General features: G+C 58.0%; 14 protein-coding genes, 1 tRNA gene and 2 pseudogenes. 1 reads left to right on the forward strand and 16 read right to left on the reverse strand.

Features of this window, described 5'->3' with window-relative positions; translation table 11 throughout:
- Nucleotides 1-6: 6 nt before the first annotated feature.
- The 7 genes and pseudogenes from dnaB to rnr form a co-directional block, all read right to left on the reverse strand.
- Nucleotides 7-1,401, reverse strand: coding sequence for a replicative DNA helicase (dnaB, locus tag ACEPAJ_RS18955; RefSeq protein WP_425916998.1), 1,395 nt, complete (start codon nucleotides 1,399-1,401; stop codon nucleotides 7-9).
- Nucleotides 1,402-1,516: 115 nt separating this feature from the next.
- Complete coding sequence (gene rplI / locus ACEPAJ_RS18960) at nucleotides 1,517-1,966, reverse strand: 50S ribosomal protein L9 (protein ID WP_274087245.1); 450 nt, start codon at nucleotides 1,964-1,966, stop codon at nucleotides 1,517-1,519.
- A 21-nt stretch (nucleotides 1,967-1,987) separates the two neighbouring features.
- Nucleotides 1,988-2,880, reverse strand: a pseudogene (locus ACEPAJ_RS18965) (hypothetical protein).
- A gap of 36 nt (nucleotides 2,881-2,916) precedes the next feature.
- Nucleotides 2,917-3,147 carry a 30S ribosomal protein S18 gene (rpsR, locus tag ACEPAJ_RS18970; RefSeq protein WP_069519637.1) on the reverse strand — a complete coding sequence of 77 codons (231 nt, stop codon included), beginning with the start codon at nucleotides 3,145-3,147 and terminating at the stop codon, nucleotides 2,917-2,919.
- Between the two features lie 28 nt (nucleotides 3,148-3,175).
- Nucleotides 3,176-3,598 carry a 30S ribosomal protein S6 gene (gene rpsF / locus ACEPAJ_RS18975; RefSeq protein ID WP_274087243.1) on the reverse strand — a complete coding sequence of 141 codons (423 nt, stop codon included), beginning with the start codon at nucleotides 3,596-3,598 and terminating at the stop codon, nucleotides 3,176-3,178.
- A 252-nt stretch (nucleotides 3,599-3,850) separates the two neighbouring features.
- Complete coding sequence (gene rlmB / locus ACEPAJ_RS18980; RefSeq protein WP_425917001.1) at nucleotides 3,851-4,606, reverse strand: 23S rRNA (guanosine(2251)-2'-O)-methyltransferase RlmB; 756 nt, start codon at nucleotides 4,604-4,606, stop codon at nucleotides 3,851-3,853.
- A complete protein-coding gene (rnr, locus tag ACEPAJ_RS18985; protein WP_425917003.1) occupies nucleotides 4,603-7,140 on the reverse strand; it encodes a ribonuclease R in 2,538 nt (845 codons plus the stop codon). The genes rlmB and rnr overlap by 4 nt, the downstream gene beginning before the upstream one ends.
- A gap of 215 nt (nucleotides 7,141-7,355) precedes the next feature.
- Here rnr and ACEPAJ_RS18990 point away from each other — a divergent pair.
- Nucleotides 7,356-7,442 (forward strand) — tRNA-Leu (locus ACEPAJ_RS18990).
- A gap of 103 nt (nucleotides 7,443-7,545) precedes the next feature.
- Here ACEPAJ_RS18990 and ACEPAJ_RS18995 read toward each other — a convergent pair.
- The 9 genes and pseudogenes from ACEPAJ_RS18995 to hfq form a co-directional block, all read right to left on the reverse strand.
- Entirely contained in the window at nucleotides 7,546-8,430 is an 885-nt protein-coding gene (locus tag ACEPAJ_RS18995) for a methyl-accepting chemotaxis protein (protein ID WP_425918111.1), read from the reverse strand.
- Nucleotides 8,404-9,333: pseudogene (locus ACEPAJ_RS19000) on the reverse strand (HAMP domain-containing protein); the annotation flags it as partial. The gene ACEPAJ_RS18995 and the pseudogene ACEPAJ_RS19000, both read right to left, overlap by 27 nt.
- Nucleotides 9,334-9,618: 285 nt before the next feature.
- Nucleotides 9,619-10,914, reverse strand: a complete 1,296-nt coding sequence (locus tag ACEPAJ_RS19005) for an adenylosuccinate synthase (protein WP_425917005.1) — start codon at nucleotides 10,912-10,914, stop codon at nucleotides 9,619-9,621.
- Between the two features lie 64 nt (nucleotides 10,915-10,978).
- Complete coding sequence (locus ACEPAJ_RS19010; protein ID WP_425917007.1) at nucleotides 10,979-12,166, reverse strand: ATP phosphoribosyltransferase regulatory subunit; 1,188 nt, start codon at nucleotides 12,164-12,166, stop codon at nucleotides 10,979-10,981.
- Nucleotides 12,167-12,282: 116 nt separating this feature from the next.
- Nucleotides 12,283-12,390 carry a DUF2065 domain-containing protein gene (locus ACEPAJ_RS19015; protein ID WP_425917009.1) on the reverse strand — a complete coding sequence of 36 codons (108 nt, stop codon included), beginning with the start codon at nucleotides 12,388-12,390 and terminating at the stop codon, nucleotides 12,283-12,285.
- 100 nt (nucleotides 12,391-12,490) lie between these two features.
- The gene (hflC, locus tag ACEPAJ_RS19020) at nucleotides 12,491-13,360 is read right to left on the reverse strand and encodes a protease modulator HflC (protein WP_274087237.1); all 870 of its coding nucleotides are present in this window, start codon (nucleotides 13,358-13,360) and stop codon (nucleotides 12,491-12,493) included.
- Nucleotides 13,360-14,517: an FtsH protease activity modulator HflK gene (gene hflK, locus ACEPAJ_RS19025; protein ID WP_425917012.1), complete on the reverse strand. Its 1,158-nt coding sequence runs from the start codon at nucleotides 14,515-14,517 to the stop codon at nucleotides 13,360-13,362. Before hflK ends, hflC begins: the two co-directional genes overlap by 1 nt.
- A gap of 96 nt (nucleotides 14,518-14,613) precedes the next feature.
- Nucleotides 14,614-15,915 carry a ribosome rescue GTPase HflX gene (gene hflX, locus ACEPAJ_RS19030; protein WP_425917014.1) on the reverse strand — a complete coding sequence of 434 codons (1,302 nt, stop codon included), beginning with the start codon at nucleotides 15,913-15,915 and terminating at the stop codon, nucleotides 14,614-14,616.
- Nucleotides 15,916-15,929: 14 nt separating this feature from the next.
- The gene (gene hfq, locus ACEPAJ_RS19035; protein WP_274087234.1) at nucleotides 15,930-16,190 is read right to left on the reverse strand and encodes an RNA chaperone Hfq; all 261 of its coding nucleotides are present in this window, start codon (nucleotides 16,188-16,190) and stop codon (nucleotides 15,930-15,932) included.
- Nucleotides 16,191-16,253 lie beyond the last annotated feature (63 nt).

Genomic DNA, 16,253 nt, shown 5'->3' on the forward strand with positions numbered 1-16,253 from the left:
GTCGCCTTACTCGTCGTCGAACTGGTAGCTGCCCGGCGCCAAGTTCTCGAAGCGCGAATACTTACCAAGAAACGCCAGCCGTGCGGTACCCAAAGGACCGTTACGTTGCTTACCGATGATGATTTCAGCCACGCCCTTATATTCCGTTTCGGGGTGATACACCTCGTCGCGGTAAACGAACATGATGATATCGGCGTCCTGCTCGATCGCGCCGGATTCACGCAAGTCGGAGTTGATCGGGCGCTTGTTCGGGCGCTGCTCGAGCCCCCGGTTAAGCTGTGACAAGGCAATCACCGGGCAGTTGAACTCTTTGGCCAGGGCCTTCAGCGAGCGGGAAATTTCGGAAATCTCATTGACTCGACTGTCACCACTGGAGCCCGGGATCTGCATCAGCTGCAGGTAGTCGACCATGATCAGGCCAATCTCGCCGTGCTCACGGGCCAAACGACGCGTGCGCGCGCGCATTTCCGAAGGCGAAATACCGGCGGTGTCGTCGATAAACAGCTTACGGTCATTGAGCAGATTGACCGCCGACGTCAGGCGCGGCCAATCATCATCATCCAGCCGCCCCGCACGCACCTTGGTCTGATCGATACGCCCCAGGGACGCCAGCATACGCATGACGATGGAATCGGATGGCATCTCCAGGGAGTACACCATCACCACCTTGTCGCTGCGCATCAAGGCGTTTTCCACCAGGTTCATGGCGAAGGTGGTCTTACCCATGGACGGTCGGCCGGCAACGATAATCAGGTCGGCCGGCTGCAAGCCACTGGTCAGGTCGTCTAGGTCATTAAACCCGGTGGACAAGCCCGTGATCGCATCACCGCTATTGAATAGGGTGTCGATACGGTCAATAGCCTTGACCAGAATATCGTTGATCCCTACTGGACCACCGGTCTTCGGCCGCGCCTCGGCGATCTGAAAGATCAGGCGCTCGGCCTCATCGAGAATTTCTACCCCGGTGCGACCTTGCGGCATATAGGCACTGTCGGCAATTTCGCCGCTGATACCGATCAACTGGCGCAAGGTGGCGCGCTCACGAATGATCCGCGCATAGGCCTTGATGTTGGCCACCGAGGGGATGTTTTTCGCCAACTCGCCAAGGTAAGCCAACCCACCGACTTGCGACAGCTGGCCTTCTTGGTCCAACTGCTCGGATACGGTAACCACATCAAAGGGCTGATTGCGCTCGGCCAGTTTGAAAACCGCACGGAAGATCAGGCGGTGATCGTGCCGATAGAAGTCACCGTCGGAGACCGCATCGAGCACCCGCTCCCAGGCGTTGTTGTCGAGCATCAAGCCCCCCAGCACGGCTTGCTCAGCCTCGATCGAGTGCGGCGGCACCTTCAGGGCTGAGGTTTGCAGGTCGTACTGTTCGGGCAGGCTGATGTCGTTCATAGGGCTCGGGAAAAGAATTCTGTATTTGAAAAACAAAGGGCACGGCATCGCTTTCGCAAGGCCGTGCCCGATGTTAGCGAGCCTGCACCTAAGTGCAAGCCCGTTGAGCAGCCAGTTAAACGGCGGCTACAACAACAACCTTAACGGTTGCTTCAACGTCGCTGTGCAGGTGCACGGCTACGTCGTATTCGCCAACTTGGCGAATGGTGCCGTTCGGCAGACGCACTTCAGCTTTAGCCACTTCAACGCCGGAGGCGGTCAGGGCTTCAGCGATGTCGTGAGTACCGATGGAACCGAACAGTTTGCCTTCATCGCCCGCAGTAGCGGTGATGGTGACTTCCAGTTCAGCCAACTGAGCAGCACGGGATTCAGCGTACGCTTTCTTCTCGGTAGCCAGTTTTTCCAGCTCGGCGCGACGCGCTTCAAACGTTGCAATGTTTGCAGCGGTAGCAGCAGTCGCTTTGCCTTGCGGCAGCAGGAAGTTACGACCGTAACCGGCCTTAACATTCACTTTATCGCCCAGGTTGCCCAGGTTGGCGATTTTTTCCAGCAGGATCAGTTCCATTTGGTAATAACCTCTTAACTTTTAACCTTCACCGTCCGCGGGCCCGAGCCTTGTTTACGCTCAAAGCGACCACGAAAATCAAACAGACTGTCGACAATGGCCAAAACCACCAGTAACGGATAAGTCAGCTGCATAAACAGCAACAGCGTGATGTACAACCCAACCAGCCAGAACTTGCCCAGCCGACCTTGCGCCACCATCCCATGCAACAGGGCGATGCCCGCAAACGCCAACGGCACACTGCACAACGGCGTCAACATGGCCATTTGCGGACCCAGATTGGGCCCCAACAGCATGCCGACAAGCAGCAACATCGCCAGCGATGGTGGGAGGCGTAGGGCACGAAACTCGCGACCAAAACCACCCGGGTTATACAACTGCGCCTGCCAGAAACGCCCAAGCATCAGGCTCAACAGGCTGACTATCTGCAACAACGCCGCGATCAAACCGGTCAGCACCGGTGCAATGAGGCTATCCAGACGCGCTCGCTCATCCACCGACATCTGCTGGTGAACCCCATCGAGCATTTGCGGCATGAGCTTTTGCAGCTCAAGCGCCATTGCCTCAATGGGTTCGCGGAATACCGCACCCAAGACCAGCCCATACACCAGGCCCAATGCCACACTGCAAAGCAGCACACGATTCCAGGACAGGTTAGCGCGCAACAACAACGCCAACCCCAGCGCACCGAGCAACACCAAGAGGGTGCGCGGCTCACCAAAATACCACCAGCCAATAGCCGGCAGCAGTGCCCAGGCGAGGATGCCAACAGCATCACTCCAACCGCGCCGCAGAAGCACCAGGCTTCCAGCGGCAGCACTTAACCAGAACAACAGCGGCAATGCCGCAGAAACCACCACCACGAGAGTGGCCTGCATACGGCCGCGCATAATGAATTCAGCTAAGGCGCGCATGCGATTAATCCCTTACTTCTTGTCGAACATCCGGTCTCAGCGGCCGTGGCTGTCGGTGTAAGGCAGCAGGGCCAGGAAGCGGGCGCGCTTGATAGCGGTAGCCAGCTGACGCTGATAACGAGCCTTAGTACCGGTGATACGGCTAGGAACGATCTTGCCGGTTTCCGAGATGTAAGCTTTCAGCGTGTTGAGATCTTTGAAATCGATCTCTTTCACTTCTTCTGCGGTGAAACGGCAGAATTTACGACGACGGAAGAAACGTGCCATGAGAGTGGCTCCTCAATAGATCCGTGGATTACTCGTCAGCGTTGTCGCTGTCGTTGTTGTCGCTGTCATCGCCATCAGTAGCATCGGCGTTTTCAGGACGGTCACGACGCTCACGGCGCTCACTGCGGTTTTCTTCGGCCTTGAGCATCTCGGACTGGTCGATAACGGCCTCGTCGCGACGGATGACCAAGTTACGGATCACGGCATCGTTGTAACGGAAGTTGTCTTCCAGCTCAGCCAGGGCTTTGCCAGTGCACTCAACGTTAAGCATCACGTAGTGAGCTTTGTGGACGTTGTTGATGGCGTAAGCCAGCTGACGACGACCCCAATCTTCCAGGCGGTGAATCTTGCCGCCGTCTTCTTCGATCAGCTTGGTGTAACGCTCAACCATGCCGCCGACTTGCTCGCTCTGGTCCGGGTGAACCAGAAAGATGATTTCGTAATGACGCATAAATGCTCCTTACGGGTTGTAGCCTGCCGCTAAATGCGGTCAGGCAAGGAGTGAATTTCACTTGTTTGTCTTGCTGAAACAGAAAGGCGCAAAAACGCCTGCCGTAGCGGCAAGGGGCGACATTCTAGTGAAGCCCCCTGCCACACGCAAGGCGAACTGGTGATTATTTGAACAATCTAGCGCCCGCGAGACACCTAAACCGCCGGTCACTCGGCATAATGAGCGCCCTGGAGCGCTCGTTATGGGCAGGCGCTACTTCTTCTTGCTGCCAGCCTTGCGCTGACGCAGTGCCTCGAACAGGCAAACACCGGTCGCCACCGAGACATTGAGGCTGCTGACGCTGCCTGCCATCGGTAATTTGACCAGATAATCGCAATGCTCACGGGTCAAACGGCGCATACCCTTGCCTTCTGCCCCCATGATCAACACGGTCGGCCCGGTCAGGTCATGCTCGTACAACTCCATCTCCGCCTCGCCGGCGGTACCGACAACCCATAGGCCGCGCTGCTGGAGCTTCTCCAGGCTGCGCGCCAAGTTGGTCACCGCCACCAGGGGAATCACCTCAGCAGCACCGCAAGCCACTTTGCGCACGGTAGCGTTGAGCGTGGCGGACTTGTCCTTCGGCACGATCACCGCCAGCGCACCCGCCGCATCGGCGGTGCGCAAACAGGCACCGAGGTTATGCGGATCAGTCACGCCGTCGAGCACCAACAACAAAGGCGCCCCTTCGGTGCGATCAAGCAGCTCATCGAGCATCGCCTCGCCCCAGACCTGGCTAGGGCTAACATCTGCCACAACGCCCTGATGCACGCCCTCGACCCAAGAATCCATCTCACGACGCTCGCACTGACCGACCGCAACCCGCGAATCCGCGGCCAAGGCCAGGAGCACCTGCACGCGAGGGTCATTACGCCCCTCGGCTAACCAGACTTGCTTGACGCGCTTAGGGTGATGACGCAACAGCGCCTCTACCGCATGCACACCGTAGATTTTTTCCAGCTGACTCATGACTTCGCCTTACGCTTGCGCGGCCCACTCGACGATGGCGCACCACCCGCAGCAGCACCCTTACGATGGGAGCTCGACTTACCCGGTTTTGCCGCCGACTCGCCTTTGGGCGAACCCTTGGCGGGTTTGCTCTTTGAATCATTGAGCAGCGACTTTTTCAGCGCGCGACTCTTGTCTACATCAGAGCCAGCCGGCGCTTTACGCTCGCTGCGACGCCCGGTCTTGCCCGCTGCCGATTCAAAACCGCCGCGACGCGTACCAGCCGGCGCTGCAACCTTTTCTTCAGCCAGCTCGAAATCGATCTTGCGCTCATCAAGATCGACGCGCATGACCTTGACCTCAATGCTATCGCCCAGACGGAAGCTGCGCCCACTGCGCTCGCCCGCCAAACGGTGATGCACGGGGTCGAAGTGATAGTAATCACCCGGCAAGGCGGTGACGTGCACCAACCCTTCAACGTAGATGTCTTTCAATTCGACGAACAAACCAAAACCGGTCACTGCGGTAATCACACCCGGGAAGGTTTCACCGACGCGATCTTTCATAAACTCGCACTTGAGCCAGTTCACCACATCGCGCGTTGCCTCATCGGCGCGCCGCTCAGACATCGAGCACTGCTCGCCGAGCTGCTCAAGAATTGCATCATCGTAAGGATAAATACGTGCACGCGGCATGATGGCCGCCCCTGCGCGCTTTACGTGCGGGGTGTCGAGCTTGGAGCGAATCACACTGCGAATCGCCCGATGGATCAGCAGATCCGGGTAGCGACGAATCGGCGAGGTGAAGTGTGCGTAGGCCTCATAATTCAGACCGAAGTGGCCCTGATTGTCCGCGCTATACACGGCCTGACTGAGCGAGCGCAGCATCACGGTCTGAATCAGATGGTAATCCGGGCGCCCGCGAATGCTTTCCAGCAGCTGCTGATAATCCTTCGGCGTCGGACCGTCCTTGGATTTACCGCGGTGCAGCGACAGCCCCAACTCGGTGAGGAATGCCTTAAGTTTCTCAACACGCTCTGGTGGCGGACCGTCATGCACACGATACAGCGCAGGGACTTCATGCTTCTGCATAAACGCTGCGGTAGCGACGTTGGCGGCGAGCATGCACTCTTCGATCAACTTGTGCGCATCGTTGCGCTGAGTTGGGCAAATATCCGAAATCTTGCGATCTGCACCGAAGATGATCCGAGTTTCCTGGGTTTCAAAGTCGATGGCGCCGCGCTCATGTCGCGCTGCCAGCAAGACTTGGTACAGCGAATACAGCTGCTTGAGATGCGGCAGCACCTCTTTGTATTCGCCACGCAGGGCTTTGCCTTCAGTGCTTTTCGGCTGCTCAAGCATGGCGCTGACCTTGTTGTAGGTCAGGCGCGCATGGGAATGGATCACCGCTTCATAGAACTGATAGTCGGTCATCTTGCCGGTTTTCGAGATACTGATCTCGCAAACCATGGCCAAACGATCCACATGCGGATTCAGCGAGCAGAGACCGTTGGAGAGCTCTTCTGGCAGCATTGGGATAACGCGCTCGGGGAAATACACCGAGTTGCCACGCACCTGCGCCTCAGTATCCAGCGCCGAATCGATTTTCACATAATGAGAAACGTCAGCGATGGCGACATAGAGCTTCCAGCCACCGGAGAACAACCGCCAGTTGCTGCCGTTCTTCTCGCAGTACACCGCGTCATCAAAGTCACGCGCATCTTCGCCATCGATGGTCACGAACGGCAGATGGCGTAGATCGATACGCTTCTCTTTGTCCTTCTCTTCGACTTCGGGCTTGAGCTTGCTCGCCTCTTTCACCACAGCCTCAGGCCAGACATGAGGAATATCGTAGCTGCGCAATGCAACATCGATTTCCATACCCGGCGCCATGTAGTTACCAACAACCTCAATAACATCGCCTTGAGGCTGGAAGCGCGTCGTCGGCCAGTGGGTGATTTTCACCTCAACGAACTGCCCTTGCTTGGCGCCCGCATTACGCCCCGGGGTTACCAGCACTTCCTGCTGGATCTTCGGGTTGTCCGCAACGACAAAGCCAACGCCGCTTTCTTCGTAATAGCGGCCGACGATGCTTTCGTGGGCGCGGGAGATGACTTCAACCACAGCACCTTCGCGACGACCACGACGGTCGAGACCGGAAACCCGCGCCAGGGCACGGTCGCCATCAAACACCAAGCGCATTTGCGCAGGACTTAAGAACAGATCATCGCTGCCGTCATCCGGCACGAGAAAGCCAAAGCCATCCCGATGACCACTGACGCGACCCAAAATCAAATCAAGCTTGTCTACCGGCGCATAAGTACCACGGCGGGTATAGATCAGCTGACCATCGCGCTCCATGGCGCGTAAACGGCGACGCAGCGCTTCGAGCTGCTCATCAGTGGCCATGCCGAACTCATCGGCCAGCTCTTCCCGGCTCGCCGGGGAGCCACGGTCAGACAAGTGCTGCAGGATCAGCTCGCGACTGGGGATGGGATTTTCGTATTTTTCCGCTTCACGAGCGGCCTCGGGATCGAGGGATTGCCAATCGGCCATTAGAGGTAATTCACCTTATCTACACAAATTCGGTTTGCCATGTGCCTATTGAAGCGCGAAACCACTGTCCAGGTCAGCACAGCACACAGAATAAAATATTTTAACAACAGGGGTTTACAAGTAAAAACACGATCCGTATTATGCGCGCCACAACGACGGGAAACGAAGTTAACCAAGTTGTAGTTGATCGCAAATAAGCAAGTTTTGCAATCAATGCCCAGGTGGTGAAATTGGTAGACACGCCAGCTTCAGGTGCTGGTGACCTTACGGTCGTGGAAGTTCGAGTCTTCTCCTGGGCACCAATTCAAAAAACCGAGCCACTGGCTCGGTTTTTATTGCCTGCGATTTGGCACTCAACGCCAACTCGATCCGGCGGGCACTTACGCATGCCCGCCCCGACCAGCGCTAAACGCGAAACTGCCCCAAGCTGGCCTTAAGCCTCTTCGCCAACCCATCCAACACACGCCCACTGCTCGCCGTCGCCGCCACAGCCTCTGCCGCACGCTGCGCCTCGACATGAATCACCTCGACACGACCACGCACTGCATCAGCACCGGCAGCCTGATGGGCTGCCGCCTCGGTCGCACCATTGATTGCACCATGCACCTCCTCCACCGCATCGCGCACCGATTGCTGCACCTGCGCACTTTCACGCAAAGCCGCCAGCCCCTGATCGGCTTGCCTGCCAGCCTGACCGATCGCCTCAACAGCCTCACGCGCCCCCAACTGCAACGCACCGATATGAGCCTGGATATCGCCGGTGGACTGATGCGTCTTACTGGCCAACGCTCGCACCTCATCCGCCACGACAGCAAAACCGCGCCCGCTCTCGCCTGCTCGCGCAGCCTCAATCGCGGCGTTCAGAGCAAGCAAATTGGTCTGTTCGGCAATTGAACGAATCACCGTCAACACCACCTCAATCTGCTCGCTTTGCTTGGCCAGGCGCTCGATCACCGCCGAGCCTGTTTCCACACGCCGCACTAACTCTTCGATTGAGCCACCCACACGCAGGGCAATCGCAGCGTTCTCATCCGCAGCCTGACGAATCGCCCCGACACGCTGCAACGCCTCACGCATGGCCTGACTTTCCGCCTGCGCCTCACCCGCCATCTCCGCCAGAGCCTGCAGACTACCCGCCACTTCATCGCGCTGACGCTCAGCCGCTGACTCGGCCGCAGCACTGCGCGAAGCCAGATGGGCAATTTCCTGCCCGGTTAACGACGCCACCTCACCCGCCTCGCGCACAATCGGCTGCAGCTTGGCGACAAAGCGATTGACCGCCGCCGCCATGTCGCCAATTTCATCACGACTATTGAGCTCCACCCGGCGAGTCAGATCCCCCTCGCCCGCCGCCCAGTCATTCAACACCGCAATCAAGGTATGCAGCTTGCTGACCACTCGCCGCCCCAGCACCAGCGCCAACACCAGCAGAATGACCAGCGCCACCACCACAAGCCCCACACTGATATTCCAGCGCAACCCGGCCGCCGCCTGCCGCACCACCTCACGACTGCCCTGCTGCATCGCTCCAGCGGCATCACGAGCAACACTCAAACGCGCCGCCAAGGCCTCTGCACTGCTGGTAGCCGCACCACTCAGACTGTCGGAAACCAACTGCCCACTACTGCCGATCAGCTCAACGAAACGCGCATCCAGCTTCGCCAACTCGTCATCCACCGACGCTGTGGAAACCCCGAGCAAAACCTTGCCGATGTCCGAGCCCATTGGGCTGATTGCCGCTTCGGCGATATATACGCCTGGATCACTGGCGGCAGCCTGCAGCACTTTATCCAGCGCACCACTGCCTTCGCCCCTGGCCAGCAGCGCCCGCACGCGTGAGTCCTGGCGATTGAGGTGACGCGTAAGGCGCGCGCCCTGCGCATCGAGATACACCGCAAACAGCACGGCCGGATTGCGGTGCGCACCACGCACCAACTCGGTCAACGCTGGCACATCTGCATCCCAAATCGCCTTGGGCGCAACCGCCGACAACAACTGCGCCAGCTCATCGGCGGAGCGCTTGAGATTGCTATCCAGCACCGCACGGATCTGCCCCTGCTCCTCACCCAATCGAGCGGAAAGGCCTTTAGCTAACTGCGCCTGAGTATTCGCCGAAAGACTATTGAGCCCACCACTGACCTCCTCACCCGCCTTCGTTAGCTCTTCCACCAAGCGCGCCGTATCAGCCTGCATGCCACTGGCCAGATCAGCCTCAAGCGCTGCCACCGTGGTACGCGTCAACGCCACCGCCACTACGACCTGGACCAACAGGGCCACGCCCAACGCCAGAAACACCGGTAACAATAAACGACTGCGCAACACAGAAATAATGGCAAACACGGCAGACACTCCTGACAACGGTACTACCTATAACGGCGGGAACACTGACTTATGAAGGCCAGCCCAGATATTTTTCACCTGCGCCAAAAACGACAAAGGGCCGCCAAATGGCGACCCTTTGTGCATTGCTCATGACTATCAGGCAAACGGATGACGCAACACAATAGTCTCGTTGCGATCCGGCCCGGTGGAGACGATATCAACCGGCGCACCGACTAACTCCTCCACGCGTTTGATATAGGCACGTGCAGCAGCCGGCAGCTCTTCCAGGGTTTTCGCCCCCAGCGTCGACTCACTCCAGCCCGGCAGCTCTTCGTAAACTGGCTGCAAGCCCAGGTAGCTGTCGGCATCCGTCGGCGCATCAACCAATACAGCACCATCCTGGTCTTTATAGCCAACACAGATACGGATGGTTTCCAGGCCGTCGAGCACATCCAGCTTGGTCAAGCACAGACCCGAGATGCTGTTGATCTCGATGGCGCGACGCAGAATCACGGCATCAAACCAGCCGCAACGACGGGCGCGACCGGTAGTAGAACCGAACTCGTGGCCGCGCTTGGCGAGGAACGCGCCAGTTTCATCGAACAACTCAGTTGGGAACGGGCCGGAGCCTACGCGCGTGGTGTAAGCCTTGGTGATACCGAGGATGTAATCCAGGTACATCGGACCAAAACCGGAACCGGTCGCGATGCCGCCAGCTGTGGTGTTGGAGCTGGTGACGTAGGGGTAGGTGCCGTGATCGATGTCCAGCAACGAACCCTGAGCGCCCTCGAACATGATGTCCTGACCCTCACGACGCATCTCGTGCAGCACCGCCGTCACGTCGGTCATCATCGGCTTGAGCAGCTCGGCGTATTCCATGCACTCGTCGAGCGTGTTCTGGAAGTCGATAGCCGGCTCTTTGTAGTAATTGACCAGCACGAAGTTGTGGTAATCCAGCAATTCGGCAAGCTTGACGGCGAAACGCTCCGGGTTAAACAAGTCACCAATGCGCAGACCGCGACGCGCCACTTTGTCTTCATAGGCCGGGCCAATGCCACGACCCGTGGTGCCAATTTTGTCATCGCCACGGGCTTTCTCACGCGCCTGATCAAGGGCCACGTGATATTGCAGAATCAGCGGACAGGACGGGCTGATGCGTAGACGCTCGCGCACCGGCACGCCCTTCTCTTCCAGCTTGAGGATTTCACGCATCAGCGCATCGGGCGCCACCACCACGCCATTGCCGATCAGGCACTGCACGTTTTCGCGCAGGATGCCGGAGGGGATGAGGTGCAGAACGGTTTTTTCGCCGTCGATCACCAGGGTATGGCCAGCATTGTGACCACCCTGATAACGCACAACAGCTGCAGCCTGTTCGGTCAGCAGGTCGACGATCTTGCCTTTACCTTCATCGCCCCACTGGGTGCCCAGGACTACGACATTCTTACCCATAACACTAACCCTCTTCGCAAACTGGATGCCGGCCACTGCCGGCGGAAACTTTTGGTACGACCGCTTAAGCTGTTAGCTCAGCCAGCTGCCAGCGACCATCGCGCAACAGCAACTGACGATCACAACCTGCCACCTCGGCATCAGCCGCGACCTGCCCAGGCAATGCCTGAACCACACGCTGGCCGGCCTGGCGCAAACGCTGAATGGTTTGCCACAAGAACACATCATGGTTATCTGGCGCCCAGATACCGGCCGGCACATCACCCAACTGCATCTGCCCCAGACTGACTAGGGTTTTCAGGTCAGTGGAGAAGCCTGTTGCCGGACGCGCGCGACCAAAATCGGCACCGATGTCGTCATACCGACCGCCCTGAGCAATGGCATAGCCAACACCCGGAACAAAGGCCGCAAACACAACACCGGTGTGATAGTGATAGCCGCGCAGCTCACCGAGATCGAAGTACAGCGGTAATTCGGGATAGCGCAAGCTCAATGCATCAGCAATCGCCATTAGGTCATCCAGCGCAGCATGTACGTCGTCAGGCGCATCGACCAGGCAGGCCTGAGCCAGATCCAACACCTCACGCCCGCCGCACAGCTCGCTGAGCGCGCGCAGCATCTTGCGCAGGTCATCCGGCAGGGTTTCGGTCAGCTCAGCCACCTCATCCATCGCCTTGCGCTGCAGCGCATCGAACAACTGCTGCTCAACTTCGCCAGACAGCGCAGCGGCACGCGCCAAACCACGGTAGATACCAACATGGCCAAGGTCCATGTGCACGTCCGGCACCGCCGCCAGCTCAAGAGTGCTGACCAGTAGGCTGATCACCTCAACATCGCTGGCCGGGCTGGCATCGCCATACAGCTCGGCGCCCAGCTGAATCGGGCTACGCGAAGTGGTCAGCGCACGCGGCTGAGCATGCACCACACTACCGGCGTAGCACAGACGGCTCGGCCCCTCGCGACGCAAGGTATGCGCATCAATGCGCGCCACTTGCGGCGTGATATCGGCGCGAAAGCCCATCTGCCGCCCGGACAGCGGGTCGGTCACCTTGAAGGTACGCAAATCAAGATCTTGGCCTGCGCCCGTGAGCAGAGACTCAAGATATTCGATGTGCGGCGTCACCACGAACTCATAGCCCCAGCACTGGAACAGATCCAGCACCTGACGGCGCGCCACTTCAATACGCCCCGCGTACGGCGGCAGTACTTCTTCGATGCCATCTGGCAGCAGCCAGCGGTCTACCGTTGCCATTTCGCCATTCCCCTCTTGGATCGGGCCGCACAAGCGCTCAGTGAAGCCGGTAAGGACAGTTGTTCCCAGCAACCTGCTGGCTAACCCGATCAGACGCAGCTGTCGTTTGCAGACAACTACGTCAGTTGTAAAAGCGTGTCACGCCAAAGGCGCGGCCCCAGGAAGGGCAGGATGCCCTCTAGCACCAGCACAAGACACAATGCGATGACCAATTCCTGCCACATGCTTCCCACAGACGCAAAAAAGCCGGGATTTCCCCGGCTGCCGCATCATATCACGTTTTCAATAAGGATCACCCCGACGGCTGCCCGCCGGGGTGATGACTTAGGGCTTAGATTTCTCGAGGTAACGGAAGAAGTCACTGCTCGGATCCAGCACCAGCACATCACGCTTATCGGCGAAACTCTCGCGATAGGCTCTCAAGCTGCGATAGAACGAGTAGAACTCCTGGTCCATGCCATAGGCCTTGGAATAGATTGCAGCAGCCTGGGCATCACCCTCACCGCGCAATTCTTCGGCCTGACGGTAAGCATCAGCCAGCAACACGCGACGCTGACGATCCGCATCGGCACGAATGCCCTCAGCAAGTTCACGACCTTTGGCGCGATGCTCACGCGCTTCGCGCTCACGCTCTGAACCCATACGATCAAATACGCTGCGATTGACTTCTTTCGGCAGATCGATGGCCTTGACGCGCACATCCACCACCTCGATACCCAGCTCCTTCTGCGCAGCCCGATTCAAGGACGCCGTCACGTCAGCCATCAAGGCATCACGCTCACCCGACACCGACTCATGCAGGGTACGCTTACCGAACTGGTCACGCAGCGAAGCCTCAAGACGACGTGCTAGACGCTCGTCGGCAATCTGCTTAATACCAGAGGTCGCGGTGTAGTAGCGCTCAGCATCCAGTACGCGCCACTTGGCGAAGGCATCAACCATCAATGCTTTCTTTTCCAGCGTGAGGAATCGCGAGCTGGTGGAGTCCAGCGTCAGCAAGCGCGCATCAAATTTACGCACCTGGTTGACGTATGGAATCTTCACATGCAGACCTGGCTGCACATCAGGCTGAACGATACGACCGAACTGCAGCAGCACCGCCCGCTCAGTCTGCGCCACGATATAGAAGCTGTTCCAGGCGACGATCGCCAGTACCACGCCAACAATCAGGGCAATCAGTGATTTATTGCTCATCAGCGACTCTCCCTTGTACGCAGCTCAACCTGACGCGGATCAATACTTACACGCGACCCTGCATCCGACGCACTCACCGAACCGGAGATCGAGCTAGGCGCAGACGCACTGCGACCATCGATCATCTTGTCCAGCGGCAGGTACAGCAGGTTGTTCTGGCCTTTATCACCCGTCACCAGCACCTTGCTGGTATTGGTCATCAGCTCTTGCATGGTGTCCAGATACAGACGCTCACGCGTCACCTCGGGCGCCTTACGGTACTCGGTGACCAATGCAGTGAAGCGATCCGCCTCACCCTGTGCGCGCGAAACCACTTCATCACGGTAACCGCTGGCATCCTCAATCAGACGCTGGGCCTGACCACGAGCCTCTGGCACTACACCGTTGGCGTAGGTTTCAGCTTGGTTCTTCTCACGCTGCTCGTCTTCACGGGCACGGATCACGTCATCAAAGGCTTCCTGCACTTCACGCGGCGCAGCTGCGCTCTGCAAGTTGACCTGAGTGACCGCAATACCGGTGCGGTAGTTGTCGAGGAACCGCTGCAAGCGCTCCTTAACCTCACTGGCCATCAACTCGCGCCCTTCGGTCAGCACCTGGTCCATCTCGGTGGAGCCCACGACATGGCGCACGGCACTGTCAGTGGCATGCTGCAGGCTGATTTCCGGCTGGTCGACGTTGAGTACGAAATCTTGCAAGTTGCTGATCTTGTACTGCACGGTCAACGGCACTTCGATGATGTTCTCGTCCTCGGTCAACATCTGCCCCTGCTTGCTGTAAGCACGCTCGCGGGTGACGTTTTCCTGGAATTTGCGATCAATCGGCGGGAAATAGATATTCAGGCCCGGGCCGACTGTTTCGTAGTATTTGCCGAAGCGCAGTACGACTGCCTGCTCCTGCTCATCGACGACATAGATCGCGCTGTACAGCCAGACTGCAGCGAGCAAGCCAAGGCCTACGAACAGCAGACCGAAACCACCACCACCGCCTGAGCCAGCGTCGCTGCCTCGTTTTTTGCCGCCACCAAACAGCCCATTCAGGCTCTCTTGCAGCTTGCGGAAGGCCTCATCGATATCCGGCGGCCCCTTGCGATCACCGTTCTTACGGCCACCCCATGGATCCTGATTATTCGAGTTGCCACCCGGCTCATTCCAAGCCATAGCGCTCTCCATCTGATAAAGCAAAGACGCACCCACGGCGCGTCCGCCAATGCTACAGAATGCATGCACCCAGCGGCAAAGCCGCTGGTACAGGCTTTATTGCAAAGTGTGTTGCTCAATAAATTCTTGCGGCTCGAGCCCGGCACGACTGACCAGTCGGTTCAGCTCGATACGCGGCAAACGCACCGCCAGCAGGCTACTACCATCCTCACTGTACGACTCGCTCTGCACTACGCCCAAATCAAAAAGCTGCGCACGCATGCGGGCAAGCCGTTGCGGCAACTGCAATGTACCGACAAACAGGTCATCACCCAACAGCTCCGCTATGGCCTGACGCAATAACGGCAAGCCGCGCCCATCGCGCGCCGACAGCCAAACCCGCTGAGGCTTACCATTGGCATCACGCTGAATCTGCGGCTCCACGCCTTCCAGCAAATCAAGTTTGTTGTAGACCTCAAGCATCGGCAGATCCTGCGCACCGATTTCACCCAGCACGGCCAGTACCTGCTCAATCTGCTGATCACGCTCCGGCTCGTGGGAGTCGATCACATGTAACAGCAGATCGGAGTTGCTCGACTCTTCAAGGGTCGCGCGAAACGCTTCAACCAGCTTGTGCGGCAAATGACGGATAAAGCCCACGGTATCGGCGAGCACAATCGGGCCCAGATCATCTAGATCCAAACGACGCAGAGTCGGGTCAAGGGTGGCAAACAACTGATCGGCCGCGTAAACATCCGAGGAGGTCAACGCATTGAACAGCGTCGACTTGCCGGCGTTGGTGTAACCCACCAACGACACAGAAGGGATATCAGCACGCTGTCGCCCGCGACGTGCTTGATCGCGCTGACTGCGCACTTTTTCAAGCTTTTGCTTGATCTGACGAATGCGCACCCGCAACAGGCGGCGGTCAGTTTCTAGCTGGGTCTCACCGGGGCCGCGTAGACCGATACCACCTTTTTGCCGCTCAAGGTGAGTCCAGCCACGCACCAGCCGTGTACTCATGTGATCAAGCTGTGCCAGCTCGACCTGCAATTTGCCTTCATGAGTACGCGCGCGCTGAGCAAAAATGTCGAGAATCAGGCCGGTACGGTCCAATACTCGACATTCGAAAGCACGCTCAAGGTTGCGTTCCTGGCTCGGCGTAAGCACGTGGTTGAAGATAACCAGATCCGCCTCGCAGGCCTTGACCTGGTCACGCAACTCTTCAACTTTGCCACTGCCTATCAGGTATTTGGCCGTCAGCCGATTACTCGGAATGCTGAAAAACGCAACAGTTTCAGCGCCAGCGGAAAGCGCCAGCTCCTGAAACTCCTGCGGATCTTCACGCGCCTCGGAGTTTTGGCCGTCCAGATGCACCAGGATAGCCCGATCCCCACCTTCATGACGCTCGAAGAACAATACAGCCTCCTAAATCAGGCATTACCAAGTTCAGCTTCAGCTTGTTCAGTTTCACTTGCGCTCGGCAGACGCACCGGGCGGCTAGGAACCACGGTAGAAATGGCGTGCTTGTAAACCATTTGGCTGACAGTGTTTTTCAGCAAAATCACGAACTGGTCGAAGGATTCGATTTGGCCTTGCAGCTTGATGCCGTTAACCAAATAAATAGACACCGGGACGCGCTCTTTACGCAAGGTGTTCAGGTAAGGGTCTTGTAGCGAATGCCCTTTTGACATGTGCCGCACTCCTTTAAGGATCAATTTTCAATAATTTAAGTAAACAAACGAACGGCTCAAAGC

This window comes from Pseudomonas sp. GWSMS-1 (assembly GCF_049847425.1).
Lineage (GTDB): Bacteria > Pseudomonadota > Gammaproteobacteria > Pseudomonadales > Pseudomonadaceae > Aquipseudomonas.